The sequence below is a fragment of the Roseovarius conchicola genome, from assembly GCF_041403425.1.
Classification (GTDB): domain Bacteria; phylum Pseudomonadota; class Alphaproteobacteria; order Rhodobacterales; family Rhodobacteraceae; genus Roseovarius; species Roseovarius conchicola.
Genome location: NZ_JBGEHK010000005.1, coordinates 116,742 through 143,553, shown reverse-complemented (window position 1 = coordinate 143,553; position 26,812 = coordinate 116,742). Strand labels below are relative to the sequence as shown.

The 26,812-nt window shown below is 58.7% G+C and carries 28 protein-coding genes; 14 read left to right on the top strand and 14 right to left on the bottom strand.

Annotation, left to right across the window (positions count from 1 at the left end):
* Positions 1–153 precede the first annotated feature (153 nt).
* From V6N02_RS15125 to V6N02_RS15110, 4 genes are read right to left on the bottom strand one after another with little or no spacing between them, the layout of a single operon-like run.
* Positions 154–972 carry an SDR family NAD(P)-dependent oxidoreductase gene (locus V6N02_RS15125; protein ID WP_371226676.1) on the bottom strand — a complete coding sequence of 273 codons (819 nt, stop codon included), beginning with the start codon at positions 970–972 and terminating at the stop codon, positions 154–156.
* Between the two features lie 3 nt (positions 973–975).
* Positions 976–1,719 carry a phosphate/phosphite/phosphonate ABC transporter substrate-binding protein gene (locus V6N02_RS15120; RefSeq protein ID WP_371226674.1) on the bottom strand — a complete coding sequence of 248 codons (744 nt, stop codon included), beginning with the start codon at positions 1,717–1,719 and terminating at the stop codon, positions 976–978.
* Positions 1,716–2,156 (bottom strand): tellurite resistance TerB family protein, encoded by a 441-nt coding sequence (locus tag V6N02_RS15115; RefSeq protein WP_371226672.1) that lies wholly within the window; start codon positions 2,154–2,156, stop codon positions 1,716–1,718. The genes V6N02_RS15120 and V6N02_RS15115 overlap by 4 nt, the downstream gene beginning before the upstream one ends.
* Positions 2,157–2,194: 38 nt before the next feature.
* Positions 2,195–2,632, bottom strand: a complete 438-nt coding sequence (locus V6N02_RS15110) for a tellurite resistance TerB family protein (protein ID WP_371226670.1) — start codon at positions 2,630–2,632, stop codon at positions 2,195–2,197.
* Between the two features lie 211 nt (positions 2,633–2,843).
* On the opposite strand from V6N02_RS15110, the gene V6N02_RS15105 reads away from it, so the two are divergent.
* Positions 2,844–3,425 (top strand): hypothetical protein, encoded by a 582-nt coding sequence (locus V6N02_RS15105; protein WP_371226668.1) that lies wholly within the window; start codon positions 2,844–2,846, stop codon positions 3,423–3,425.
* 54 nt (positions 3,426–3,479) lie between these two features.
* Here V6N02_RS15105 and V6N02_RS15100 read toward each other — a convergent pair whose 3' ends face one another.
* Both V6N02_RS15100 and secG read right to left on the bottom strand, forming a co-directional pair.
* Positions 3,480–5,123, bottom strand: coding sequence for a CTP synthase (locus tag V6N02_RS15100; protein ID WP_371226666.1), 1,644 nt, complete (start codon positions 5,121–5,123; stop codon positions 3,480–3,482).
* Between the two features lie 170 nt (positions 5,124–5,293).
* On the bottom strand, positions 5,294–5,653 hold the full coding sequence (secG, locus tag V6N02_RS15095; RefSeq protein WP_371226664.1) for a preprotein translocase subunit SecG: 360 nt from the start codon (positions 5,651–5,653) through the stop codon (positions 5,294–5,296).
* 202 nt (positions 5,654–5,855) lie between these two features.
* Here secG and V6N02_RS15090 point away from each other — a divergent pair, with 202 nt between their 5' ends.
* The 8 genes from V6N02_RS15090 (at position 5,856) to V6N02_RS15055 (ending at position 14,692) form a co-directional block, all read left to right on the top strand.
* On the top strand, positions 5,856–7,151 hold the full coding sequence (locus V6N02_RS15090; protein WP_371226662.1) for an adenylosuccinate synthase: 1,296 nt from the start codon (positions 5,856–5,858) through the stop codon (positions 7,149–7,151).
* A 7-nt stretch (positions 7,152–7,158) separates the two neighbouring features.
* Entirely contained in the window at positions 7,159–7,398 is a 240-nt protein-coding gene (locus V6N02_RS15085) for a DUF2842 domain-containing protein (protein WP_371226660.1), read from the top strand.
* An 86-nt stretch (positions 7,399–7,484) separates the two neighbouring features.
* Positions 7,485–8,801, top strand: a complete 1,317-nt coding sequence (locus V6N02_RS15080; RefSeq protein ID WP_371226659.1) for a glutamine synthetase family protein — start codon at positions 7,485–7,487, stop codon at positions 8,799–8,801.
* 61 nt (positions 8,802–8,862) lie between these two features.
* Positions 8,863–9,540, top strand: a complete 678-nt coding sequence (locus V6N02_RS15075; protein ID WP_371226657.1) for a type 1 glutamine amidotransferase — start codon at positions 8,863–8,865, stop codon at positions 9,538–9,540.
* Between the two features lies 1 nt (position 9,541).
* Positions 9,542–10,903 carry a glutamine synthetase family protein gene (locus tag V6N02_RS15070; RefSeq protein WP_371226655.1) on the top strand — a complete coding sequence of 454 codons (1,362 nt, stop codon included), beginning with the start codon at positions 9,542–9,544 and terminating at the stop codon, positions 10,901–10,903.
* Complete coding sequence (locus V6N02_RS15065; protein ID WP_371226653.1) at positions 10,896–12,050, top strand: hypothetical protein; 1,155 nt, start codon at positions 10,896–10,898, stop codon at positions 12,048–12,050. The genes V6N02_RS15070 and V6N02_RS15065 overlap by 8 nt, the downstream gene beginning before the upstream one ends.
* Positions 12,047–13,351 (top strand): NAD(P)/FAD-dependent oxidoreductase, encoded by a 1,305-nt coding sequence (locus V6N02_RS15060; RefSeq protein WP_371226651.1) that lies wholly within the window; start codon positions 12,047–12,049, stop codon positions 13,349–13,351. Before V6N02_RS15065 ends, V6N02_RS15060 begins: the two co-directional genes overlap by 4 nt.
* A gap of 129 nt (positions 13,352–13,480) precedes the next feature.
* Positions 13,481–14,692 carry a DegT/DnrJ/EryC1/StrS family aminotransferase gene (locus V6N02_RS15055; protein ID WP_371226649.1) on the top strand — a complete coding sequence of 404 codons (1,212 nt, stop codon included), beginning with the start codon at positions 13,481–13,483 and terminating at the stop codon, positions 14,690–14,692.
* Positions 14,693–14,697: 5 nt separating this feature from the next.
* On the opposite strand, the gene phaZ is transcribed toward V6N02_RS15055, so the two are convergent.
* Positions 14,698–15,996, bottom strand: a complete 1,299-nt coding sequence (gene phaZ, locus V6N02_RS15050; RefSeq protein WP_371226647.1) for a polyhydroxyalkanoate depolymerase — start codon at positions 15,994–15,996, stop codon at positions 14,698–14,700.
* A 108-nt stretch (positions 15,997–16,104) separates the two neighbouring features.
* On the opposite strand from phaZ, the gene V6N02_RS15045 reads away from it, so the two are divergent.
* From V6N02_RS15045 to V6N02_RS15030, 4 genes are all read left to right on the top strand, one after another.
* Complete coding sequence (locus V6N02_RS15045) at positions 16,105–17,910, top strand: PHA/PHB synthase family protein (protein ID WP_371226645.1); 1,806 nt, start codon at positions 16,105–16,107, stop codon at positions 17,908–17,910.
* A 145-nt stretch (positions 17,911–18,055) separates the two neighbouring features.
* Positions 18,056–18,505 (top strand): phasin family protein, encoded by a 450-nt coding sequence (locus V6N02_RS15040; protein WP_371227151.1) that lies wholly within the window; start codon positions 18,056–18,058, stop codon positions 18,503–18,505.
* Positions 18,506–18,638: 133 nt separating this feature from the next.
* Positions 18,639–19,208, top strand: coding sequence for a polyhydroxyalkanoate synthesis repressor PhaR (phaR, locus tag V6N02_RS15035; RefSeq protein WP_371226643.1), 570 nt, complete (start codon positions 18,639–18,641; stop codon positions 19,206–19,208).
* A gap of 6 nt (positions 19,209–19,214) precedes the next feature.
* Positions 19,215–20,180, top strand: a complete 966-nt coding sequence (locus V6N02_RS15030) for a LysR family transcriptional regulator (protein ID WP_371226641.1) — start codon at positions 19,215–19,217, stop codon at positions 20,178–20,180.
* Positions 20,181–20,202: 22 nt separating this feature from the next.
* On the opposite strand, the gene V6N02_RS15025 is transcribed toward V6N02_RS15030, so the two are convergent.
* The 7 genes from V6N02_RS15025 to V6N02_RS14995 all read right to left on the bottom strand — a co-directional run bounded on the left by V6N02_RS15025 (position 20,203) and on the right by V6N02_RS14995 (position 24,414).
* Positions 20,203–20,721: a J domain-containing protein gene (locus V6N02_RS15025; protein ID WP_371226639.1), complete on the bottom strand. Its 519-nt coding sequence runs from the start codon at positions 20,719–20,721 to the stop codon at positions 20,203–20,205.
* Positions 20,722–20,846: 125 nt separating this feature from the next.
* Complete coding sequence (locus V6N02_RS15020) at positions 20,847–21,572, bottom strand: alpha/beta fold hydrolase (RefSeq protein WP_371226637.1); 726 nt, start codon at positions 21,570–21,572, stop codon at positions 20,847–20,849.
* A gap of 73 nt (positions 21,573–21,645) precedes the next feature.
* Positions 21,646–22,254 carry a hypothetical protein gene (locus V6N02_RS15015; protein WP_371227149.1) on the bottom strand — a complete coding sequence of 203 codons (609 nt, stop codon included), beginning with the start codon at positions 22,252–22,254 and terminating at the stop codon, positions 21,646–21,648.
* A gap of 14 nt (positions 22,255–22,268) precedes the next feature.
* Entirely contained in the window at positions 22,269–22,697 is a 429-nt protein-coding gene (locus tag V6N02_RS15010; RefSeq protein WP_371226636.1) for a VOC family protein, read from the bottom strand.
* Positions 22,698–22,833: 136 nt separating this feature from the next.
* A complete protein-coding gene (locus V6N02_RS15005; RefSeq protein ID WP_371226634.1) occupies positions 22,834–23,589 on the bottom strand; it encodes an alpha/beta fold hydrolase in 756 nt (251 codons plus the stop codon).
* A 58-nt stretch (positions 23,590–23,647) separates the two neighbouring features.
* Entirely contained in the window at positions 23,648–23,830 is a 183-nt protein-coding gene (locus V6N02_RS15000; RefSeq protein ID WP_371226632.1) for a hypothetical protein, read from the bottom strand.
* Between the two features lie 338 nt (positions 23,831–24,168).
* The gene (locus tag V6N02_RS14995; protein WP_371226630.1) at positions 24,169–24,414 is read right to left on the bottom strand and encodes a hypothetical protein; all 246 of its coding nucleotides are present in this window, start codon (positions 24,412–24,414) and stop codon (positions 24,169–24,171) included.
* A gap of 339 nt (positions 24,415–24,753) precedes the next feature.
* On the opposite strand from V6N02_RS14995, the gene thrS reads away from it, so the two are divergent.
* Entirely contained in the window at positions 24,754–26,700 is a 1,947-nt protein-coding gene (thrS, locus tag V6N02_RS14990; RefSeq protein WP_371226628.1) for a threonine--tRNA ligase, read from the top strand.
* Positions 26,701–26,812: the final 112 nt, after the last annotated feature.

Here is a 26,812-nt window from a genome sequence, read left to right as displayed (position 1 = left end):
AGCTTCCGGTAATTGCGTCAGGGTTCAGGGACGTACTAGGGCCGAAAAAACGACTGAATGCAACTTGCAAAACGAGTGGATTCGCCGTCCAAACTACGAATTGGCTTATAAATTCTCCGTTTTGGCACGCCTTTGCCCAAAGATGCCGCAACGTCACCCGCGTGTCTGACCAACACTCTTGACCTGATCCAGCATCGCCCGCGAGGGATAATCAGTCAGCAACTTGCCCCCATCCACGATCACAGTCTGCCCGGTGACAAAAGAGGCATCGTCTGAAGCCAGGAAGGTGACCACGCCCGCGACCTCGGCCGGAGTGCCCATCCGGTTCAGCATCGAGGGCGGCAACTCCCAATCACCCCCGCCCGACACGCGGGCCTCTTGTTCCGGCGACGTGGCAATCCATCCCGGGCTGACCGCATTGGCGCGAATGCCCAGCGGTGCCCCTTCGGCGGCCAGTGCGCGGGTCAACCCCTCAACCCCGGCCTTGGCCACACCGTAAAGGCCCCAATCCCCCTGCACTGCCGCGGTGGAGGACAAATTCACAATCGCGGCCCCCTCGGCACGTTCCAGCAAGGGCAAGGCATGGGCCGACATCAGGTACGCCGAATCCAGATTGGTACGGCGATAAAACTCCCACCGCTCGGCCGCGCTATCCGACTTGGAAATGGTCGATTTGTAAAACCCGCAACCTGCATTGTTCACCAGAACATCCAGCGCGCCCTCACGCGCGGTCACGTCGGCGATGGCGGCCTTGATCTGTTCTTCATCGCGCACATCGGCTTGAAAGAAGCGCGCCTGCCCGCCCTCCTCGCGGATGTCGTGCGCCGCCGCCTCTCCACGCGCAACATCCCGGGCCAGCAGGATCACCGAGGCTCCTTCCTCGGCAAACCGGCGGGCAATGCCAAATCCGATCCCGGCGCTGCCGCCAGTGACGATTACGGTCTTTGCTTCGAAACGTCGGAATGCGCTCATCGCTTACTCTTCTCCCGGTGCGGGCGGCGTTGGCACCGCCAGATAGGTCTCGGCGGGGATCGCAACGATGCCCCGCAGGCTCAGCATCTCGCGATCCGCCTCGTCCATATCCTCAATCACCGCTTCAATTGCCGCGTAGATCGGCGCGGGGTCATTCTGTTTCGAAGTGATATAGGGCAGCACCGGGGTTGGCGTGGTGCGCCCCAGCTCTTTCAATCCGGCGGTGAAGCCATCATCACGGCAGATCATCTTCCATGTCAGCGCATCAAGGGCGGCTATATCCGCCCGCCCCTCGGCCACGGCCCGTGCCGAGGCACGATGCCCGCCGGTTTGAACCAGATCATCAAAGCCCACGCCAAGCGCGCGCAGATGCACCATCGGGGCGGCCCAGCCGCTTTGCGAGAGAGCCTCGTTATAGGCAAACCGCTCGCCTGCAAATTCTTGCAAGCTGTCACGGGCATCCTTCCTGCGTGCGACGAAAACGCTGTTGTAATGCCCCGGCGGACAGCCCGGCAGAGCATAATCCGGCGTGCCAACCAACGTCACCTTGTCATGCAGGTGCGCGCGAAACGGATAGCCGCAGGTCTGCGACAGGATCAGATCATCGGCCAGCCAATGATCCCAGAGGTCCCCATCACGGGTCAGACGATCAGGCCCCTGCCCCAGATGCTGTCGTATCGCCTGCCAAAACCTGTCATTGGCTCCCTGACTGGGCGGCAGGTCATACATCGGCAGGCTGGCAATCATGCGCGGCCCGCCACCTTTTGCCGCGCCAGCGCACTGTCCTTGTCACTGATGCCCAGAAGTGAGGCGACCAATCGTACCAACGTATCCTCGTGCTGATCCCGCTCGCCATCGGCCAGGGCCACCTGCCACATCGCCTCGATCACGCTTTTGCGGTCTTCATAAGGGACGGCGTCTTTGATGGCGCGGGTAAAGCGAACGGTATCGGGGGCCTCGGCCTCGATCGTTTCGGCCTCGGTCCGCAACGCACCGGCAGCCTGCTGATCCAAACCAAAGCGCGTCATCGCCAGCTTTTCGATGCGAATGATTTCATCCGCAGAGTAATACCCGTCCGAACGCGCCAGCCGGACCAGCAACGCGGTCAGCGCCAGTTGAAAATCCAGCGGTTCTAGGGGGGCGGGCTCGGGCTGCATCAGCCGTTTGAGAAAATCACCAATCATGCGCTAGATATAGGCCCCGCCATGAGGCGCGCCAATCCTTAATTCGCTTCGGCGATTGCGCGCGCTTTGTCACTGTCGGCCTCGGACAGCCCCAGCGCCTCGCGCACCTCGTCAACCACGAGCAGTTCTTCCTTGTGGCGCTTGCCATCGGCAAGAACCACTTCCCACAGCGCCTCTAGCGCGTCGATCCTCGCCTCAAACGTCACCGTTTCGCGGATCAGATGGGCAAACTCTTCGGTCGGCGGCGCGGCCTTGTCCAGTTTTTCGCACGTGGCGCGCATCTTGGCGGCCTCAATCGGGTTCAGCCCGTTCAGCCGCGCCAGCAGGCGGTCGATCTGACTGATCTCGGAGAACTTGTAATTATGGTCGGACTTGGCGACGCGCACCATCAACGCGCCCAGCGCAAGTTTCTCATCCGGCTCGGGCAGCGGATCGGGGGTGGGGGCGGAAAAGGCTTTGAAAAGACGCTCTAACATGACCTCAGATTATCCATGTCTATGCGGTAGGGGTAAAGTGGATTGTTACACACCAGCCGACCTACATCCAGTTTTGCATACGCTGTTTTCCGCCAATGGAAACAATAAAAGGGCATTGCCCAAGCGGAGCCACAATTGGACCCAACTCTGCGCTTTTTCCAGACCTAGCGTGAAGCAACCTTGGGACATCGGGATTTCTGGAGCAGTATGTATGACAGGTTTTGACGGGTTTGACTGGGCCAACAGTTCGGCCGAAGCACAGCTGGAGATGGCGCGCCGCGCCGATGCAGAACAGCTGCGCCAACTGGCCCGCAGCTATGACTGGCGGATGTTCCCCGATGTGGTGCTGGGCTGGGTTATGGCACAAAAAGCCATCGATCTGGGCAGCGCGCTCAATGCTTTTCTGATGGGCGAACCGGAACGCTTCAATTACCTGCGAAAACGGGAAGTGCCTCAGAAGTATCAAGGGACGGTGCGCGTTCTGGATAACATCTGTCTGCGGGTCAATAGCGGGTTTTACCTGTCCCTTCCCGGTTCTGAAATCAAGCACGAAAAACGTCTGCAGAACTGGTTGCGTTATCAGCAGGAAGATCGAAGCGAACATGTGCGCGGACGCTGGATCCTGGACGAGCGCATCCTCAGAACGCTGAGCGACGACACCCTGAAACTGGATCCCAATGCCGCCGCCGCACCACGTCAGGCTCAAAACAGCCTGTGGCGCGATATGTTAGAGCCGGTGACCGAACTGGGCGTGTCGCGCGAATACCTGAAGTATCTGCCAGAGGGGCATTGAAACCCACAATAGCGCGCATTCCGCAATCAGGTCTTGCGTATTCTCCGGGTTCCCTCAGACAAGCCGTGAGGTCTCCATCGCCGCACGCACGAAATCAGCGAATAAAGGGTGCGGCGCGAAAGGCTTGGACTTCAGCTCGGGGTGGAACTGCACACCGATGAACCATGGGTGATCCTGCCATTCCACGATCTCGGGCAGACGACCGTCCGGACTCATGCCGGAAAAGGTGAGGCCCGTTTTCTCCAGTTTCTCACGATACTTCACATCCACCTCGTACCGGTGGCGATGACGCTCATCAATCGCGGTGGTTCCATAGATGTCGGCCACTTTCGAGCCATCTTTCAGAACCGCGTCATAGGCCCCAAGGCGCATCGTTCCGCCCTTGTCATCGCTGACCTTGCGTTTGACCTTTTCGTTGCCCTGCACCCATTCCTTGAGGTGATACACAACGGGCGTGAAACGCTTCTTGCCGGCCTCATGGTCGAACTCTTCGGACCCTGCGTCTTTCAGTCCGGCGATATTGCGCGCCGCCTCGATCACGGCCATCTGCATGCCAAGGCAAATGCCAAGATAGGGCACCTTGCGTTCACGGGCGAATTGCGCCGCCTTGATCTTGCCCTCGGTGCCGCGCTCGCCAAAGCCGCCGGGCACAAGAATGGCATGGAAGCCCTCAAGATGGGGCGCGGCATCCTCGGCATCGAAAATCTCGGCATCGACCCATTCGACCTTCACCTTTACCCGGTTGGCCATACCGCCATGGGTCAGCGCCTCTTTGATCGACTTATAGGCATCTTCAAGCTGCGTATACTTGCCGACAATGGCGATTTTGACCTCGCCATCGGTGGTGTGGATACGCTCATACACATCCTGCCAGACTGTCAGATCAGGGCGCGGCGCGGGAGAAATATCAAACGCGTCCAGCACCGCCTGATCCAGCCCCTCATGGTGATAGGCCAGAGGCGCCTCATAGATGGATTTTAGGTCATAAGCGGCCACGACCGCCTCTTTGCGCACGTTACAGAATAGCGCGATTTTCTCACGTTCCTTTTCGGGAATGGGCTGCTCGGAGCGGCAGACAAGGATATCAGGCGCGATACCGATGGATTGCAGTTCCTTCACGCTGTGCTGGGTTGGTTTGGTCTTCAACTCGCCGCTGGCGGCCAGGTAGGGCAGCAAGGTCAGGTGCATGAAGATGCACTGCCCGCGCGGCATATCGTGGGAAAACTGCCGGATCGCCTCGAAGAACGGCAGGCCTTCGATATCACCCACCGTGCCGCCGATTTCACACAGCATGAAATCCACATCGTCCTCGCCAATATGGATGAAATCCTTGATTTCGTTGGTGACATGCGGAACCACCTGAATGGTCTTACCCAGGTAATCGCCGCGACGTTCTTTTTCCAATACGTTGGAATAAATCCGCCCCGAACTGACCGAGTCGGTCATGCTGGCAGGCACCCCGGTGAAGCGCTCGTAATGGCCAAGGTCCAGATCGGTTTCGGCACCGTCATCGGTGACAAACACCTCGCCATGTTCAAACGGGCTCATCGTGCCGGGATCAACGTTTAGATAGGGGTCTAACTTGCGCAGCCTTACCGAAAATCCGCGGGCCTGCAGCAACGCCCCAAGGGCGGCCGAGGCCAACCCTTTGCCAAGGGAAGAAACAACGCCGCCTGTAATGAAAATATATCGCGCCATAGGCTGGCTGCCCCCCGTGATGTCTGCCGTTTACGGCACTTAATTGTTGCGAAAATACCGTAGTACCACGGGACTCAACCCTTATAGGATTCGGCGGCCAGACGCAAGGCGACCGCAACATGATGTTGCGCTTGACGCGTTAACCTCTAGCTTTTGTGGTTGCTGACCCGTCAGTCTGCGGTGGGCAGCAAGGGTTGTGAATCATCCGAACTGGGCGGCAGCAGGCCTTCACCCGCGCCCGGCAGTTCCGGATCAACCTCTTGGCGGGCCGGGGCATCGGTGATGCGATCCAGAACGGAGGTCCCGGCTGAGTTTTGTGCCGCGATAATTGTCAGCGTGATCGACGTGGTGATAAAGGCAGCCGCCAGAAGCCATGTCAGCTTACCCAACGCTGTCGCCGCAGGGCGGCCCGACACGGCACCGCCGCCGCCACCCATACCAAGGCCACCGCCCTCGGAGCGTTGAATCAAAACAACGCCAATCAGCGCAAGCGCCAGAAGCAGGTGGATGATGAGGACGACGTTTTCCATTAAGAAAGCCCGGCTGTGTCAGATAACAAGCGCGTATCTATGCAATTCCCGCGCGCCCCGCAACCCGGCAAACCACGCAAACTGCGTATTCCCGCGGTTCGTGACCTGGCCCGGGCCGCACTCTGCGGCGAATTTGCAGTTTCGCCTACGCGCGCGGCCCGCTATACGGGCGCGGGTTTACCTGTAAGGAAGAGAGTCTGGCATGGCCAATGTGGTTGTCGTGGGCGCCCAATGGGGCGACGAGGGAAAAGGCAAGATTGTCGATTGGCTGTCTGAACGCGCCGATGTGATCGCGCGGTTTCAGGGCGGGCACAATGCCGGTCACACGCTGGTCATTGATGGCAAGGTCTATAAATTGCACGCCCTGCCTTCGGGTGTCGTGCGCGGTGGTAAGCTGAGCGTGATCGGCAATGGCGTGGTGCTGGACCCCTGGCACCTGGTGAGTGAGATCGAGACGATCCGCGCCCAGGGTGTGGACATCACTCCCGAAACCTTAATGATCGCCGAAAACACGCCGCTGATCCTGCCCATCCATGGCGAGTTGGACCGCGCCCGCGAAGAAGCGGCCTCCAAAGGCACCAAGATCGGGACAACCGGCCGTGGCATCGGCCCAGCCTATGAAGACAAGGTGGGCCGCCGCTCGGTCCGCGTGGCAGACCTGTCGGACCCGGCGACGCTTGAGGCCCGCGTGGATCGCGCCCTGCAGCACCATGATCCCCTGCGCAAGGGCCTTGGAATTGATCCGATTGACCGCGACGCTCTGATTGCGCAGCTGAACGAGATTGCTGAGAAAATTCTGCCTTACGCCGCGCCGGTCTGGAAAGTTCTGAAGGAACAACGCCGCGCCGGGAAACGCATCCTGTTTGAAGGGGCGCAAGGCGCGCTGCTGGACATTGATTTTGGCACCTATCCTTTCGTGACCTCCTCGAACGTCATCGCCGGTCAGGCGGCCACTGGTGTCGGTATCGGCCCCGGCGCGATTGATTATGTGCTGGGCATCGTCAAGGCCTACACCACCCGCGTGGGTGAAGGCCCCTTCCCGACCGAGCTGGAAGATGCAGACGGGCAACGCCTTGGTGAACGTGGTCACGAGTTTGGCACCACCACCGGGCGGCAACGCCGCTGTGGCTGGTTTGATGCCTGCCTCTTGCGCCAGACCTGTGCCACCAGCGGAGTCAACGGCATCGCCCTGACCAAGCTGGACGTGTTGGACGGGTTTGACACGCTGAAAATCTGTGTCGGCTATGAACTGGACGGCAAGCAGCTGGATTACCTGCCCACCGCCGCCGATCAACAGGCCCGCTGCACACCGGTTTACGAGGAAATGCCCGGCTGGCACGAAAGCACAGAAGGCGCGCGCAGCTGGGCCGATCTGCCTGCTGGTGCGATCAAGTATGTGCGCCGCGTGGAAGAGTTGATCGACTGCCCTGTCGCGCTACTCTCTACTTCGCCGGAACGGGAAGACACGATTCTGGTCACCGATCCTTTCGCCGACTGAGGAACCCATGGCCCTAAGTTACAAAGCCCGCCGCCGCTGGGCGCTGGTGATCCTGCTGATCGGGATGCCGATCTATGTGATCACCGCCGTGACCCTCGTCAGCAATCTGGAACGGCCATCCCTGTGGTTGGAGTTTGCGATCTATGTGGGTCTGGGCATCGTTTGGATTCTGCCCTTCAAATTCATCTTCAAAGGCATCGGTCAGGCCGATCCGGATACGCCCCCGCAGGATGATGGACGTTCCTGAACCAGCCGAAGCCTTTTGATCAAATTCACCTAGAACCCATCGCCGCTTCCGTCTACCTTGCCGCAAATTCAGTACGGAAGACGAAGATGAACCTCGAAAGTTACCAGACCCTGCGTGTCGCGGCTTGCGATCTGAACGGCCAAATGCGCGGCAAACGCGTACCTGGCAGTTATGGGCCCAAGCTGGACAAAGGCGCGGTTCGGATGCCGCTCTCAGCCATAAACGTAGATATCTTCGGGTTGGATATCGAGGACTCGCCGCTGGTGTTTGAAACTGGTGATGCCGATGGCATCCTGCGCCCCACGAATCGCGGGCCAATGCCCACCCCGTGGCTGGCAACAAATCAACCTCTGATCCCGATGGAAATGTATCTGGAGGATGGCAGCCCGTTCGAGGTGGACCCGCGCCATGCACTGAAAGCCGTTCTCGCTCGTTATGCCGCACGTGGTTGGCAGGTGATCGCGGCGACCGAGCTGGAATTCACGCTCGTGGATGACAGCGGTGACAGCCTCGCCGCCGTACGCAATCCCCAGACCGGGCGGCCCCTGCAGGCCGCCGCTGTACTGTCCATGGCGCATCTGGATGCGTTCGATCCGTTCTTTACTGCGCTCTATGACGGCTGCGAAGCGATGGGCATCCCAGCGCAGACAACCACCAGCGAATCCGGGGTCGGTCAGTTCGAGGTGACATTGAACCACCAAAACGCCCTGCGCGCCGCCGATGACACATGGGCGTTCAAAACCCTGATCAAGGGGCTGGCCCGCCAACATGGCTTTGCCGCCACCTTCATGGCCAAACCCTTTGCCGAGGATGCGGGCAACGGGATGCATATGCATTTTTCCGTGCTGGACGGTGACGGGCGCAACGTTTTTGACAATGGCGGGGAAGAGGGCACGGATGTGCTGCACGCCGCCGTCGCCGGATGCCTGGCCGCGATGCCCGCCTCGACGCTGATCTTTGCCCCCCATGCCAACAGCTATGACCGTTTGGTGCCGGGCGCCCATGCCCCCACGGCGGTCTGCTGGGCCTATGAAAACCGCACGGCAGCGGTGCGCATTCCCGGCGGTGCCTATGCGGCCCGGCGGATCGAACATCGCGTCGCGGGCGGCGATATCAACCCCTATCTCAGCTTTGCCGCCGTGTTGGGGGCCGCGATCACCGGCATTGAAGAGGGCATGACGCCCCCGCCCCCAATGACCGGCAACGCCTATGATCAGGACTTCCCGCAACTGGCGCCGGATTGGGAAAACGCTATTGATCGGTTTGAGCATGACCCGCTGGTTGCCGCGATTTTCCCCGAGGCGCTGATCCGCAATCTGATCTTGACCAAGCGCCAGGAGCTGCGTCTGATGGCGGACATTCCCGCCGCAGAGCAGTGGAAAACCTATATCAACGCGGTCTGACCCCCTTGCCGGAGGGATGTATCTTGCCGTATCAATAATTTGATCAAATTACGGAGCTGCCATGAAGATCGGCATTCTGATGACAGGCCACGCGGTGCCGGAAGTACAGCCGACACTGGGCGATTACGATGCGTTTTTCGCCCGCCTTCTGGATGGTCACGGGTTTGAATACGCGGTCTATGACTGTGAGGGCGGCGTGATCCCGAACAGTCCGGAGGAATGCGACGGCTGGCTAATCACCGGTTCAAAACATGGGGCTTATGAGGATCATCCATGGATTCCTCCGTTGGAAGAGTTCATTCGCAAAGTTTACGCCACTGACCGGCCCATGGTGGGCATCTGCTTTGGTCATCAAATCATCGCGCAGGCATTGGGCGGCAAGGTCGTGAAATACGATGGTGGCTGGTCCATCGGGCAGACCACCTACGAGATCGAAGGGCAAACGCTCGGTTTGAACGCGTGGCATCAGGATCAGGTGGTGGAACTGCCCGAGGATGCACAAGTGATCGGCAGCTCGGATTTCTGCGCCAATGCCGCGCTGGTCTACGGCGACAAGGTGTATACGATCCAGCCCCATCCCGAATTTGAATCGGATATGATTGATTTTCTTGTGAAGTATCGCGGCCCCGGCGTGGTGCCTGATGCCATTCTGGAACACGCGGCCAACCGTCTGGACGCCCCTACCCATAACCCGGTGATTGCCGAGCGTATTGCCAATTTCCTCAAGAAAGGCGGCTGATATGGCCAAATGGACAGATAAACTTCCCGAGCCGGCGCGCGACTATCTGGAGGGCAAGCGGCTGGACGAGGTGGAGTGCATTGTCTCGGACCTGCCCGGCATCGCGCGTGGCAAGGCGGTGCCCGCCTCCAAGTTCGCCAAGCAAGAGTATTTCCATCTGCCCGACTCGATCTTCTTTCAGACCATCACGGGCGGCTGGGGCGAAGCGGCGGATGAAGATGAAGGTTTTATCGAGCGCGACATGATCCTGGTGCCGGATATGGCCACCGCCTCAGCTGCGCCGTGGACCGGAGACTGGACCTTGCAGGTGATCCACGATGCCGAGGATCGCGACCGCAAGCCGATCCCGTTCAGCCCGCGCAACGTTCTGAAACGCGTGGTCGAGATGTATCGCAAACGCGGGCTGGAACCGGTCGTGGCGCCGGAAATGGAGTTTTACCTGACCGCCCGCAATCTGGACCCGGCCAAGAAGATCGAACCGATGATGGGCCGTTCAGGCCGCCCGGCTGCGGCGCGGCAGGCCTATTCAATGACCGCGGTCGATGAATTCGGCCCCGTCATCGACGACATCTATGACTTCGCCGAGGCGCAGGGTTTTGAGATTGACGGCATCACCCAGGAAGGCGGCGCCGGGCAGCTGGAAATCAACCTGCTGCATGGCGATCCGGTCAAACTGGCCGACGAGGTGTTTTACTTCAAACGCCTGATCCGCGAGGCGGCGCTGCGCCATGATTGCTTTGCCACCTTCATGGCCAAACCGATCGAGGATGAACCGGGCAGTGCGATGCATATCCACCACTCGATCATGGATATCGAAACCGGGCAGAACATCTTTTCCGGTCCGCAAGGCGGTGAGACGGACGCATTCTACCACTTCATCGGCGGGCTACAGCACCATATGCCCGCCGCCATCGCGATCATGGCGCCATACGTCAATTCCTATCGCCGCTACGTGAAAGACAACGCCGCCCCGATCAATCTGGCCTGGGCGCGTGATAACCGCACCACGGGCATTCGCATCCCGATCTCGGGTGCCAGCGCGCGGCGCGTGGAAAACCGGCTGGCGGGGATGGATTGTAACCCATATCTGGGGATTGCCGCATCGCTGGCCTGCGGCCTTCTGGGCCTGCAGAACGAGATTCGTCCCGACAAGCAATGCAAGGGCGATGCCTATGAGGGCGAAAGCGATATCCCCCGCGTTCTGGGCGATGCGTTGGATCTGTTTGACGAAGCAACGGAATTGCACGAGGTGCTGCATCCCGAATTTGCCCGCGTCTATTCCATCGTCAAACGCACCGAATACGAAGAGTTCCTGCAGGTGATCAGCCCGTGGGAGCGGGAACACCTGCTGCTGAATGTCTAGAATTGCGCTGATCCTTGGGGGGACGGGACTTGCCGCCGTGGCCATGCTGATATTGGGTCTTGGCGGCGGTTCCGCACCGGACATACAGACCAAGGCGCCCGATAAAGGTGTGGAGCGAAAAGCTTTCGTTGATGGCCTTGATCTGGGCGAGGATGGCAATGGGTATGCACTGATCCTGCATCCTATGGCCACGAATGGGGACATGCGCGTGGTTACCGATCCCGACGCCTTGCGCGCTGCCCAGGGCAAGGCCTTTTACACTGATGATCCGGACGCGCGGACCAAGGTCTTGGTCCTATCGCTTCTGTTTCTAAGCCCGCCGGGGATACCCCCCGACAGCCAGTTCGTTTCAGTCGTACAAAACAAGACCGTGGTAGAGCATTTCAAGTGCTATCCAGCCTTCTGCAACGGGATCTATCGGGGAGATCCGCCCCACGCCCGTAACCTTGCCGGACTGTTGGAGGCATCCCACCCGGTCGAACGGATCACCGAGAGCTTTCGCAATCCGGATAATGCCCGCGCCGCCCACTTCCGTGCGCTCAAGGACCCACAGATCGTTCAGATCGACACCCCGTCCCTGCCACCGCCCAACAGGGCGATTTACCCTAATCGTGTGATCCTCAGCCTGCCACCGATACTGTTGGAGACCGATGAGACCGGGCAAGAACCCATCGAGCCCTTTAACGAGGCAGAGTTCACGGCCCGCTTCACCGCGGCGTTCACCCATGCCTATCCGGACACCGAAGCCTACCGGCTGGGCGAAATGCGGTTTTCCACCTCTTTTCCACCGGAGTCAGGCTGGCCGGTCGTGTCCGATCAACTGGATGGATATCTGCGTGATGACAGCAATGGCCCTCGCGGCCTCAAAGGCTTTCTCATGACGGAACCAGTTGTTGCGGTCGAGCTGATCCCGGCCATGGCCGAGACCCTGCAAGGGCCTGATCCGTTCCATGCCATGCCCGCGTTTGCCCGCGAACCGGTCGGCTTGTCAGATCAGTTGGATGCCTTGGCCGCGCAGGAACTGGGCCGTCCCTGCCTTGATTGCTTCAAGATCGAACTGCCCGCGACCCCTGCGGATAACATCCATGTTCGCCCGGTTGATCCGGTCGACTACACCCTGTCCTACCTTCGGAAGATGCCACAATGAATCTGCTTTATTCCAACGACAAACAAGGCCAGTACCCGCCCAGCTGGTACGCCGCTACCGCCACGCCGCTGGACCCGTTCGAACCAATGCGTGGAGAGACCAAGGCGCAGGTCTGCGTGATTGGGGCTGGATTCACCGGCCTGTCAGCGGCGCTGCATCTGGCCGAGGCGGGCCATGACGTGGCGCTTATCGAGGCACATCGTGTGGGCTTTGGTGCCTCGGGGCGCAATGGCGGACAATTGGGCAGCGGTCAGCGTGTGGATCAGGAAAGCTTGGAAAAACTTGTCGGCAGGGAGGACGCCACCAAGCTGTGGGTGCAGGCGGAGGAGGCCAAGGATCTGGTCAAGTCACTGGTGGCCAGGCATGATATCGACTGTCATTTGAAACCTGGCATTGCTCATGCATGCTTTTCGGCCAAGGAAATGCGCGAAGAACATGCGTATGCCAGGTATCTGCATGACCGGTATGGGTATGATCAGATCGAGTCGATGGACGCAGATGCCTTTCGCGCGCTTGTCCCCTCGCCCGCCTATCATGGCGGCGATCTGGATATGGGGGCGGCGCATTTGCATCCGCTGTCATATGCGCTGGGTCTGGCGCAGGCCGCCCACGCGGCCGGTGTGCGGATTTTTGAGCGCAGTGAAGTGCATCATATCAAACGTGGGGCACAGCCCACCGTGCAAACCGACAAGGGCCGCGTGGTCTGCGATCACGTGATCCTGGCCTGCAATGGTTATCTGGGTGGCTTGGACCGCAAGGTGGCTGCGCGCGTCATGCCGATCAACAATTTCATCATCGCCACAGAGCCACTGGGCGAAGAGGCCGCACGGATCGTCACCCGTGACGTGGCCGTGGCCGACAGCAAATTCGTGGTAAATTACTATCGCCTTAGCCATGACAATCGCCTGCTGTTCGGGGGGGGCGAAAGCTATGGCTATAAATTCCCCAAGGATATCGTGGCCACGGTCCGCAAGCCGATGTTGGAAATCTATCCGCATCTGAAAGACACGAGGATCGACTATGCATGGGGCGGCACGTTGGCAATCACCATGAAACGCATGCCCTATCTGGCACGGCTGGAAGAGAACATCCTGACCGCCTCGGGCTATTCCGGGCATGGTGTGGGCAATGCCACCCATGCGGGCAAGCTGATGGCTGATCTGATCGGCGGTCAGGCCGAGGGATTTGACACCATGGCCCGCGTCCCAACCCCCAGCTTTCCGGGCGGCACCGCGATGCGCACGCCCCTGCTGGCCTTGGCGATGACGTGGTATGCCACGCGGGATCGGCTAGGGTTCTAACCCGCCGAAACGCCCCACACCTTGATTGGCAAAGCTTCGCGCGCAGCGACGTGTCGCGAAAGTTTCACTTGGCTTGTTTGATCATTCGTTTTAGAAAATCCGAAACGGGATTTCAGGAAAGCCGAAACTATGACCCTTGCCCCCAATGTCTATGACGCCGAACCCATCCCCGAGGCCGCCCGCGCCGAGATTGACCGGATGCTGCGGTCGGGCGACCTGTTCCGCTATACTGCGCCGGAAAATGCACCGGTGGCCCTGCTGGAACAGGAATTTGCCGCGCTGATGGGATCGAAATACGCTCTGGCCGTGTCCAGCTGTTCGGCCGCGCTGTTCCTGTCCTTGAAGGCCCTCGGCTTGCCCCGCGATGCGCGCGTGCTGATCCCGGGCTTTACCTTTGCCGCTGTGCCATCGTCAGTGGTGCATGCGGATTGCGTGCCCGTGCTATGTGAGGTGGGCAAGAACTACCGCATCGACATCAATGACTTCGAGACGAAACTTGACGCTGATATCGCCGCTGTCATCATCAGCCATATGCGCGGACATACCTCGGATATGGATGCGATCATGGCTCTGTGCAATGCACGCGACATCCCGGTGATCGAGGACGCAGCCCATTCCCTTGGCACCACATGGAACGGCACAAATATCGGCACGATTGGGCGGGTGGGTTGTTTCTCGTTTCAGTCCTACAAGCTGGTCAATGCGGGCGAAGGCGGCATTCTGATCACGGATGATGCTGATCTGGTGGCGCGCGCGGTGATTATGTCGGGCGCCTATGAACACAATTGGTCAAAGCATTTCAATGATTTGGATGCCGACCTTAAATTGGCGTTTGACATATGGCAGAACCAACTGCCGCTCTATAATCTGCGTATGTCGAACTTGTCAGCGGCGATCATCCGACCGCAATTGCCCGAGATCCCACGCCGTGTGCGCGATGGGCGTGCGGGTCATGATTACGTCGCCGAGCGGCTGAACAGCTCGCCCTTTCTGCATGTTCCCCCCCCGCTCGCCCCGGAGGAACGCGCGCCGGATTCAATTCAGTTCAATCTGGTCGACATGAGCGAAGATGATACAAGAGCCTTTGCGACCGCTGCGGCTGAACGGGGGGTGAAAGTACAGGTCTTTGGCCTGAGCACAGACAATGCCCGCGCCTTTTGGAACTGGAATTTTTTGCCAGGAAACACCCCCGACCTGCCCCAGACCCGTGCCATGTTGATGCGGGCTTGCGATGTACGCCTGCCCGCGCGGTTAACCCGCGCCGAGCTTGACGTGATTGCAGACGCCCTTCTGGGCGCGGTGCAGGATGTGATGGAACAGCCCCGCGCCTACGGGACCTGAGGAATTTATTCAGCCGCGATCTTGCGCTTGGCTTTCTTTTTCTTCGGCGACGTGCGGTTGCGCGGTGCCGGAGCCTCGGAATTCTGATCAATAAAGTCCAGAACCAGCGGGCGGATATTGTTCCGCCAGCTGCGCCCGGCGAAGATGCCATAATGGCCCGCATCAGGTTCCAGATAGCTGGCTTTCTTGTCATCCGGCAGCCCGGTCAGCAGATTAAGCGCGGCAACACATTGGCCGGGGGCCGAGATATCATCCTTGCCACCTTCGACTGTCTTCACGGCAACCGAGGTGATAGCGCCAATATCAATCTGATGACCATCAACGACAAATTCATTACGGGCAATTTCCAGACCTTTGAAAATGCGTTCAACCGTTGAAAGATAGAATTCGGCTGGCATATCCATCACGGCCAGATATTCATCGTAGAACTTGTTGTGTGGGTCGTGATCACTTGCCTCGCCGCGCGAGACGCGCATGATCTGATCCATGAAGGCCTGGCTGTGGCGTTCGTGGTTCATCGACATGAAAGAACTGAGCTGCAGCAACCCGGGATAAACCAGTCGGCCCACCCCTTTGTATTTGTACCCAACCCGCTGAATCATCGTCTCTTCCAGCTGGCCCATGGTTACCCGGCGGCCAAAATCGGTCACATCCGTAGGCGTCGCATCCGGGTCAATCGGCCCGCCAATCAGTGTCAGCGAGCGCGGCTGGGCGTCCGGATCCTGTTCGGCGAGGTAGGCAGTGGCGGCCAGGGTCAGCGGCGCGGGCTGACACACAGCGATCACGTGCAGGTCCGATCCGAGTTCGCGCATAAAATCGGCCAGGTATAGCGTGTAATCCTCGACATCGAACTTGCCGGCGCTGACCGGAATGTCGCGCGCATTGTGCCAGTCTGTGATGTAAACTTCGCAATCGGGCAGCAGCGAGCGCACGGTGGAGCGCAGCAGAGTGGCATAGTGGCCCGACATCGGCGCAATCAGCAAAACCCGGCGGTCCATATCAGCCCGGCCCTGCACATCGAAATGAATGAGATCGCCAAACGGGCGCTCGATCACTGTTTCGATGGTTATCAGATGGTCCCGCCCGTCTTCGCCGGTGATCGATTCGATCCCCCAGTCGGGTTTGGTCACCATTCGCTGAAAACTACGTTCCGTTACCTCGCCCCAGGCGGCCATCCAACTGATCGAGGGATTTGGCACCATGCTGAAAACTGGGTAAGATGCCATGGAAAGGGCCGAAGCGCCCAGCCATTGGTTGGTGTTGCGGAGGGTCTCCATCATGTCGTAAGCCATCATGTAGCGCATTTGTCGTCTCCTTAACGGCCTCGGGGCCTGGTTCTATTCGCCGCACTGCCCCTCCAGCAAGACGACGTTATGCTGCATAGCAGAAAGTCTTAAGGGGAAATCGCCAAAATGGCAACGCAAGAGGACACAAACGGAACCGATTTTCAGGCTATGAACGAAAATCTGGCCCGGGTCGAAGAGCTGTCGGCCCGCCTGATCAAGGCGTTAGCCGCGCGAAATCCGCCGAAAGAAAGTCTGAATGCCCCGTCCCAAGAACTGTTCGCCAAGGCGGCGGCCTCTTATTGGGGAGAGTTTCTGGATAATCCCGGCAAGCTCTATGAACAGCAGGTTGAGTATTGGGGCCATTCGGTACGCAATTTCATGGAAGCGCAACAAACCTTGCTGCAGGGCAGCGGCCCCGACGAGGATGATGCGCTGCCTGACCCGCTGGAAGGTGACCAACGCTTTGCCAACCCGATGTGGAAGACCAACCCCTACTTCCGCTGGATCAAACATCAATACAGACTGAATGCCGAGGCCATTGGCCAGGCGGTGGAAGAAATCGACGATCTCGGCCCGAAAGAGAAACAGCGCCTGAATTTCTTTTCCCAGCAGATCATCGACATGATGTCCCCGACGAATTTCCTGGGGACCAATCCCGATGCTCTGGAACGGGCACTGGAAACCGATGGTGAAAGCCTTGTGCGCGGGCTGGAAAACCTGGTGGCGGACCTTGAGGCCAATAAGGGCGAGATGGTTGTGCGTCTGGCCGATGAAAGTGCCTTTGAGCTTGGCGTGAACGTTGCCACCACGCCGGGCGAAGTGGTGTTTCGCAACGAGTTGATGGAATTGATTCAATATCACCCCACCACCGAACAGGTGCACACCACCCCGATCGTGATCTTTCCGCCCTGGATCAACAAGTACTACATTCTTGACCTCAAAGAACAGAACAGCCTGATCAAGTGGATTGTCGATCAGGGCTATACCCTGTTTGTCGTCTCGTGGGTCAATGCCGATCCAAGCCATGCCGAGATCGGGATGGATGATTATGTCGAAAAGGGGTTCCTGACCGCGATTGAGCAGGCCAAGGCAATCACCAAGCAGAAGCAAGTTAATGCAGTGGGCTATTGTATTGCCGGCACCACCTTGCACCTGACCCTCGCCTTGATGGCCAAGCGCGGCGACAAGTCGGTAAAATCTGCCACCTTCTTTACCGCCCTCACCGATTTCTCAGAGCAAGGCGAATTTGTGCCCTTCCTGCAGGATGATTTCATCGACGGCATCGAAGAAGAGGTAAAGCAGCAGGGCGTCCTGCGCTCGTTCATCATGTCGCGGACGATGTCTTTCCTGCGATCGAACGATCTGATCTATAAGCCCGCGATCAGAAGCTACATGATGGGGGAAACGCCGCCCGCCTTCGATCTGCTCTATTGGAACGGGGATGGGTCCAACATGCCTGCCCGGATGGTCACACAATATCTGCGCGGTCTGTGCCAAAGCAATGCCTTCGTCACCGATGGGATCGAGCTGTGTGGTGAGACATTGCATATTTCAGACGTGAAGATCCCGCTGATGGCGGTGACCTGCGAAAGCGATCATATTGCCGCGTGGAAAGACTGCTATCGCGGCTTCAAACAGACCGGTGCCAAGGACCGTACCTTTATCGTCTCGGAATCAGGGCATATCGCCGGGATCGTGAACCCGCCCAGCAAGAAGAAATACGGCTATTACAGCGACGGCGATCTGAGTGGCGATGCCGACGCATGGCTGGCGACGGCAAGCGAGCAATCAGGGTCGTGGTGGCCCACATGGGAGACCTGGTTGGCCAAACGATCAGGTAAAATGATCAAGGCCCGGACGCCAGGTGACAAAGATCATCCGTCGCTGGGACCGGCGCCCGGCACCTATGTGATGAAGAAAGCCACGATCTAAACCCTCGCATAGCCTTATAAAAATCCTGATGTAAAAATTCTTGCTGCAGTGCAGAAAAAATACTTGAAATGCTGCGATGCAGCATGTATATATTCTGCAATCGCAAAACACAGCGGCACCCGCTGATATCACAAGGATGAATAAAATGGCTAAAGCACAAGACATGAACGCCGTCATGAAAGACATCATGGGCGCCTTCCCCGTTGACACCAAAGCAATGGAAGAAGCCTTCAAAAACCAAGCAGACCTGAACGAGAAACTGTCGGGTCTGGCTCTGGAAGCTGCTGAAAAATCGGCAGAAATCTCCAGCAAATGGACCAAGGAAACCCTGGCCAAGCTGAACGACATCACCAAAGCCAAAACCGATCCGGCCGACTACGCCAAAGCAATGACCGATTTCGCATCGGCCTCTGCCGAAGTGGCTGCCGAAAACATGGCCGCCTTCGCCGAAGTCGCCAAGAAAGTACAGTCGGACACTGTTGAGCTGCTGATGGCTGCTGGCAAAGACATGCAGGAAGACACTGCAAAAGCTGTCAAAAAAGCCACTGACGAAGTGACTGCCGCTGCCAAGAAAGCAACCGCAGCTGCCAAGTAAGCTGATTTAGTCTACCCGATCCCTCCCTTACGGGTAGCTATTGTGAAGGGCGAGCCATACGGCTCGCCCTTTCCTTTTGCGCAGCATCTGGCTAAGCTGCACTGCAGCGTCGGATTTTTGGGAGGAACGCCCCGTGGCTGAGACTGACAAACCACTGCTGATCAAGCGTTATGCCAGCCGCAGGTTGTATAATACCGAGACATCAGATTACGTGACACTTGAGGACATCGCCGAATTCATTCGCGCGGGCCGCGAAGTACAGATCATTGATCTGAAATCCGGCGATGACCTGACCCGCCAATATCTGCTCCAGATCATCGCCGAGCATGAAAGCCGCGGCGAGAATGTTTTGCCGATCAACGTACTGACCGATCTGGTTCGCAGCTATACCAATCAGGCCCAAAGCATGGTGCCCGATTTCCTGTCGGCCAGTTTTGAAATGCTGCAAAACAGCCAATCCAAGATGATGGAAAACATGGCCAAGGCCTCACCTCTGGGCGCAATGCCCGGCATGGACGCAATTCGCGCCCAGCAAGAGGCTTTCATGAAGGCAATGACCGGCGGAATGGCAGCCATGGGCACCACGCCGACAAGCGATGCCGCCCCCGAGGCCGAACAAGAATCCGAACAGGAAGAGGGGCTCGACGACATCAAGAAACAGCTTTCCGAATTGCAGGATAAGCTGTCCAAACTGGGCAAATAGGCCCGGATGGTTGACAGCCCCGGCCGGATAACCCTTTGGGGAATCGAAGTGTTCATGGCCGCGGCCGATGAGCGCTCGATTTCGGCAGCGGCCAAACGGCTTGGGGCCAGCCCCTCGGCGGTCAGCCAACAACTCACCAATCTTGAGGGGGCTGTAGGGGCCACATTGCTGCAACGCAACGCGCGGCCCATTCGCCTGACACCGGCGGGCGAAATCATGCACCGCCGTGCCCAGACCATTCTGAACGAGGCCGCACAGGCGCGCGCCGAACTGGCGATGGCCGATCTATCCACCCTCACCCGGTTCCGCCTTGGCATGATCGAGGATCTTGAGGCCGACGTCACTCCGCAATTGCTGACCCATATGGCGGGTGAGTTGAAAACCTGTCAGTTCCTGCTGGAAACCGGGGCCAGCCATCACCTTTATGATCAACTGGATGCGCGCGCACTGGATGTTATCGTGGCCGCTGAACTGGGCGCCGAAAGCGATTGGGTTGAGGTACACCCGCTGATGCGCGAAGGCTTTGTGGTGGCCGCGCCCAAGGGTGTGATTCACCGCGATGGCGATGTGCCCCGGCAACTGAAACGCATGCCCATGGTGCAATACACGCAACGCCATTACATGGGCCGCCTGGTGAATGCGCATCTTGCACGCCAGAACCTGACTCTGACCCATCGCTTTGAAATCGACAGCTATCACGCCATTCTGGCACTGGTCAGTCAGGGCACCGGCTGGACCATCTTGCCGCCGCTGGCCCTGATGCGTGCCCGTCGCTTTGCCGATCAGATCGATGTGCTGGATTTGCCGTTCGAACCGCTCTCGCGCACCATTTCCCTGACCGCACGCAAGGAAATCTTACAGGATATGCCGGGCCGCGTGGCCGAAACCCTGCGCCCGATCCTGCAAAAGACGATTGTGGAGCCTGCGATCGCCGAACATCCGTTCCTGGCCGGACGCCTAACGGTGTTCTGATATCGGGGTCGACGGCCCTTGATCAGGCCACCTTCGCAAAGCTCAGCACTGTGACATCCACGGTCGGGCGCGCCTCGGCACGGCCAATCCCCTGCAAGACCCTGGAATAGGACTCGGTTGCAAACCGGGCCAGCGCGCGTTCAGCCTTCCATGCGGCATCTGACTGCGCGTATTTTTGAACCGGATCGGTGGCGGGTTTCACTTTTTCGACCTTAGGGGCCTCCGCGTTGTGCGAGGTTTTTTCGGCAGGCTTACGCTTTGTCGCCTCCGGGCGGCGCGCAGACGGGCGCGCCTGCTGTGAGGCCGTGCGACGGGCACGCGCCGCCTTGGCCTGAAACGCTGATTTGTTCATCAGATAGGCGGTCAAAGTATCTGCCGCTGCATTGATGCGCGCCATATGACGGGTGGCCTGCTCCTGATCATCCGCGCAATCCGGATGGTACTTCAGCGCCATCTTCCGGCGCACCGCGCGGACATCCTCAAGCGTTGCCTCAAGGCTCAGGCCCAGAACACGGGCGGCATGTTGGGGCGTCGATTGCATGGCAGCTCCGGAAACGTAAAGATGTGATTAAAGTTATCCCAATATATTGCGGAAAACTTTAATCGAACACGCTTAGATTTGTTCGTGGTTAATGACGCAAGCGGGCAAAAGAGCATTGACCAAGGTCACGCCTCGGCGCGTTTTTGCAGTACGTAAGGCTGCTTCAGCCAATCCAGCAAGGCCTGCGTGGTTGCCTCAGGTTGTTCCAGTGTCGGCAGATGCCCGGCCCCCTCGATCACCTTCAACTCGGCATAGGGGATCAGCTCAGCCATGAAACTGTGCCGCTTGACCGGCGTCATGCCGTCATACGCACCGCACAGCACCAGCGCGGGCACTTTGCAGCGGCGCAGCACCGCCTGTTGATCACGTCGTCTTTGCAACGCCTTGACCTGGCGCACGATCACACTGGCCCCGATGTTTTCGGCCATATCTGTCAGCAACGCCATCACCTCGCCCCGATAGGGACCCGGGGCCAGATGATCGGGCGGCATGATTTCCGGCACCACATCGGCCAGCGGGGCAGACCGCGCCTTGATGATCAGAGGCTCGTAATCCGCCGCCGATTGCGGGGTCTCGGCTAGTGCATTGGTGGCCATCAGGGCGATCCGCGTGATCCGGTCTGGCGCGCGGCGCAGCAATTCCATCGCCACAACCCCGCCCATGGAATGCCCTGCCACCGCGAATTTGCGCGGCAATGTATCCAATAGCCCCGAGGCGATCTCTTCCACCCGATCGCCTTTCGTGATCGGCGCAACAGTCAGCGTGTAATCCGGGCTCAGCGCGGCCAGTTGTGGACCAAACAGCCGCGCGTCACACATCATCCCCGGCAAGAAAACCAAAGGTTCGCTCATGGTATGGACGCCTTTCCGACTGCCTGATTTGCCTCAGACCCACCTTGCCACAGGCAACCGCCGGGTCAATGGCTTACGGCAAATCTATGCCGCATAGTGGCGGGAAATCCGCGTATCGGGCTTGCCGGCAGGCCTTGTTCTCAGCCGGGTCATCGCCTTCACGCAACAACATCCCCTTGGGCGCGATATAGCTTGAGATCGTCTGTCGGGGCTGTTTGCGCCAGCTGAGGTTCATCGCGCAAAGCTTGGGGAAGAACCACAGATCGGAATAGGGCAGATGGTCGTGAATCCACCAGGCCAGGTCACGCCAGTCGCGCCCCTGATCATACTGATCCGCAAACCACGGGATCACCAGCGACGTGCCCGCGCCCTCTATACCCGGGCGGTCCCAGATGTGGTGGCCGTAATTGGCATCGTTGCGCGCGCAGTTCAGCTTGTTCTCATTTCCGAAGCGGTTGAGCGTGGGACTGCGATAACCAGACCGGATGGCGATCCGGCCAAAGGTCTCTTCCAGCGGATCCAGTAGACTTTCACACAAACGACGCCCGTTTTCGATCGCCAGATCGGGGTTTTCAGGAATGTTCGGGATCTGGTGAAAGCTGCCAATCTCGGAATAGAGAAAATCGCGCATGTAGAAATGGCGACTGAGGCGGACCCGCCCCAGCGTTTCGAGGCTCCACATGCTGCGCGGCGATTTCATTCGTAGCCAAGCCAGCGAAAGGCGCCGTCTTCGCGTAAGGTCGAGAACGGATTGAACGCCACTTCCCAGACATGGCCGTCCGGGTCGGCGAAATACCCGATATGCCCGCCCCAGAACACGTCATGGGCCGGCTTCAGGATCGTCGCGCCTGCAGCCTCGGCACTTTTTAGCACCTGCGCCACCTCGGCTTTGTCGCGCACATTACAGGCCAGCGTGGCAGCCCCGGTGCCAAGCGTGCTTTCCTCAACGCCCATGTCACGGGCCAGGTCGGCGCGCGGATAAAGGCCAAGGGCCTGACCCAGCAGATCGAACACCACGATCCCCTCGGGGCTATCAACCCTTTGCCAGCCCAAAGCCTCGTAAAACGCCGTTGCGCGGGGCACATCGGTAACCCCCAGGGTAATCAAGGAAACGCGCTGGTCCATCACTTCACACTCCTGATTCATCCGATCATGACATCGCCTATGGCTTTGAACGTGCCGGGCGACAGGGCATCAGTGGTCACAACTTGCACCACCCTGCCGTCAATACCTGTCACTATCGCCACCAATTGGTACACCCTCAGGGCTGCACACGTCCCAGAACTTCCTCGACCGAGGTTTCGATCAACGTCAAACAATCCATATCCGAAAACCGATGGTCGGCCCCATCGACCAAGGTCAGGCGCATATCCGGACCAGTGGCATGTTCGAGCAGGCGCAGGGCGACAGACATATCCACATCCACATCCGCTGTGCCCTGTAAGAATCTGACAGGAAAAGGTAATTCCAGCGGCTCACGCAGAACCAGTTGCTGACGCCCATCGTCGATCATGCGCTGGGTGATGATGTAGGGATCATCATATTCACTGGGCAAAGCGACCTGCCCGGTCTGCGCCATTTCTGCTTTCTGGGCGTCACTGAATTCGGCCCACATGCTGTCTTCGGTGAAATCCGGCGCGGCGGCGATGGTGACCATTCCGGCAATCCGTTCGGGAATGCGCTTGGCCATCAACAGCGACACCCACCCGCCCATGGATGAGCCAACCAAAATTTGAGGCCCCGTTGTCAGAAGCGAAATCGCGGCCATCGCATCCTCGGCCCAATCTCCGATACACCCCTCTTCAAACGTGCCCGAACTTTCGCCATGGCCCGAGTAATCGAACCGCAGGAATGCCCTGCCCGAGCGCTGTGCCCACGCTTCCAGATGCACGGCCTTCGTGCCTTCCATGTCGGATTTCAATCCACCCAGAAAGACCACGCCGGGGGCCGAACCATCGTGAAGATGATAGGCGATATCGCGCCCTTCGGGTGTGGTGAAAAAACGGTGCTGCGCCATTTTATGCCTCGACACTGGTGATCCGGGGCACCAACATCACCGCAATGGAGGATATTGTCTAGGCGATCGAGCCGATGGTGGCTTCGATCCGATCCAGCGTCCATTGGCGCGGGGGGCGTATGCTCATCGGGCGCGGATAAATGCCAGCCATATCCGATGAAATCGCGCTGCGCGGATGTGACGGATCTGCCTGCTGATCTTGCCCGTTTGCCGGGCTGTTTTGTTGCTCGCTATTGTCCATGACCGTTGTCCTGAGGGCGCGGAATACGCCTGCCTTTCCTGAATGGCGGGATGCCATGGAATCAGCGTTAACAGTTTCAGGGAGAAAGAAAAATGCCTTTTTATGACAATATGTTACAGTGAACAATCGTATGCGTTTGGACACATTAACGGCATGCAGATGCACACCTCGGGGCACTTCTGAACACAAGCGGTACTTCGACGGGGCACACGCGTTGTGACGGTAAAGCTTTTTGCAAGAGTTGCGACCTGAATGAATTACTCATTGATCGCCAAACAGGATCAGGGCGACGGTCCGCCCTGATCAACAGCGTGCCCGGCTGTTCCCCGGGTCAGGGCCTAGCCACCGACGTAAGCGCCTGTCTGCGGGCGATAGAAAACCTTCTGGTTATGCAGGCGGCCCAACAAATCGTGAATCTGACGCACCGAGCTGTCGAGCTCTTCTGTTTCTTCGCCGCTGGCCATTTCGCATTTCTCGGTGCTCAGCGCCTTGGTCGAAAGGGCGCGTTTCTCGCGGCGCAGGGCACCTTCGATAATTTCCACGTCTTCAACGGACAGTTCAAAATTGTCATTATACTTGGGCATAGCAGGGCTCCGATTTCTCATTTAGAAGCGTTAGTGCTGATCTTCTTCTTAGCTTCTAAGATAGGTTTCCGATCGGAAATATCTACAAGAAAATCCAGTTGCGACAATAAGTTACAATTTTCCCTGCATACGTTTGCACACCGGCTGAGCATGCGTTTGCACACCGTTTGGCGTTCTCTCAACGGGCACAGGCACTTACCCGTAAACCCATACAATTGCATACCGCGCGCGCCTTCCCGCTTGACATATGGTGGGGCGCCAGCCAAATAGCGCACATCGACTGACATACCCGCAACCGGGCGCTTCGTGGGCGCCAAACTGACGAGGAGCTTCAGGCCAATGGGCCAGATATCCCTGACATTTCCCGACGGCAACGCACGCAGCTATGACGCAGGCGTCACGGCGGCGGACGTGGCCGCCAGCATTTCAAACTCGCTTGGTAAGAAAGCCATTTCGGCAACGCTGGATGGTCAGCACTACGATCTGCAATGGCCGATCAACGCCGACGCCGCGATTGAAATCAACACCATGAAAGACGAGGCCGCAGCGCTTGAGCTGATCCGGCACGACTTTGCCCATGTCATGGCCCGCGCCGTGCAGGAGATCTGGCCCGACGTGAAAGTGACCATCGGCCCGGTGATCGAAAACGGCTGGTACTACGATTTTGATCGCGCCGAGCCGTTCACGCCCGAAGACCTGGGCGCGATTGAAAAGAAGATGAAAGAGATCATCAACCTGCGCGATCCCGTCCGCACCGAGGTTTGGGAGCGTGCGCGCGCCGTCAAGCACTACGAGGAGACTGGCGAACCCTTTAAGGTCGAACTGATCGACGCCATTCCCGGCGACGAGCCTTTGCGCATGTATTGGCACGGCGACTGGCAGGATTTGTGCCGTGGTCCGCATTTGCAGCACACTGGCCAATTGCCCGCCGACGCCTTCAAACTGATGAGCGTGGCCGGGGCCTATTGGCGCGGCGACAGCGACCGCGAGATGCTGCAACGCATTTACGGCGTGGCGTTCGAGAACAAGGATAAGCTGAAGAAATACCTGCACTTCCTTGAGGAAGCTGCCAAGCGCGATCACCGCAAGCTGGGTCGCGAGATGGACCTGTTCCACATGCAGGAAGAGGCGCGCGGGCAAATCTTCTGGCACCCGAATGGCTGGACCATCTACACCCAGCTACAGGACTACATGCGCCGTCAACAGCGCAAAGGTGGCTATGTCGAGGTGAATACACCCCAGGTGGTGGATCGTGAGCTTTGGGTCGAGTCCGGCCACTGGGAAAAGTACCAAGAGCATATGTTCATCGTCGAAGTGGACGAAGAGCATGCCCGCGAAAAGGCGGTGAACGCACTCAAGCCGATGAATTGCCCCTGTCACGTGCAGATCTTCAATCAGGGCCTGAAGTCTTATCGCGACCTGCCCCTGCGCATGGCCGAGTTTGGATCGTGTAACCGCTATGAACCTTCGGGCGCGCTGCACGGGATCATGCGTGTGCGTGGGTTCACGCAGGATGACGGGCATATCTTCTGCCGCGAAAACCAGATTGAGTCCGAGACCGCCGAGTTCATCCGCTTCCTCTCGGAGGTCTACAAGGACCTTGGGTTTGAAAACTTCAGTGTGAAATTCTCGGATCGGCCCGAAAAACGGGCGGGCAGTGACGAGGTTTGGGACAAGGCCGAGGCCGCGCTGCTGTCAGCCACCCGCGCTGCCGGGATCGAACCCGAGTTGAACCCCGGTGAGGGCGCATTTTACGGACCCAAGCTGGAGTTTGTGCTGACCGACGCGATTGGCCGGGATTGGCAATGCGGCACCCACCAGGTGGATTTCGTTCTGCCTGAACGGCTGGATGCCACCTATATTGGCGAGGATGGCGCGAAACACCGCCCCGTCATGCTGCACCGCGCGACGCTTGGCAGTTTTGAGCGGTTCATCGGCATCCTGATCGAAGAACATGCTGGCAAAATGCCCTTCTGGCTGGCCCCGCGCCAGGTGGTGGTCGCCTCGATCATCTCGGATGCGGATGAGTATGTGCTCGACGTGGTGGCAGCCCTGCAAAAAGCAGGCATCCGGGCCGAGGCCGATATCCGCAACGAAAAGATCAACTTCAAGGTCCGCGAACATTCAGTGGGCAAGGTCCCGGTCATCCTGGCCTGCGGGATGAAGGAAGTCGAAGACGGCACGGTCACCGTTCGGCGTCTGGGCGAGAAACAAACCAGCGTTGAATCGTTACAAGAGGTCACGAACGATCTCGCCAGGGCCGCGACACCCCCGGATCAATTGTAACATTTGGTGATCTCAGGGCGAAAAACCTGCAACAAATTGCGGTTTTTCGCTCACCTCCATCAAGCGTTTCCATTAATTTCAAGCACTTACCGTCTGCGCGCGTCTCACACAT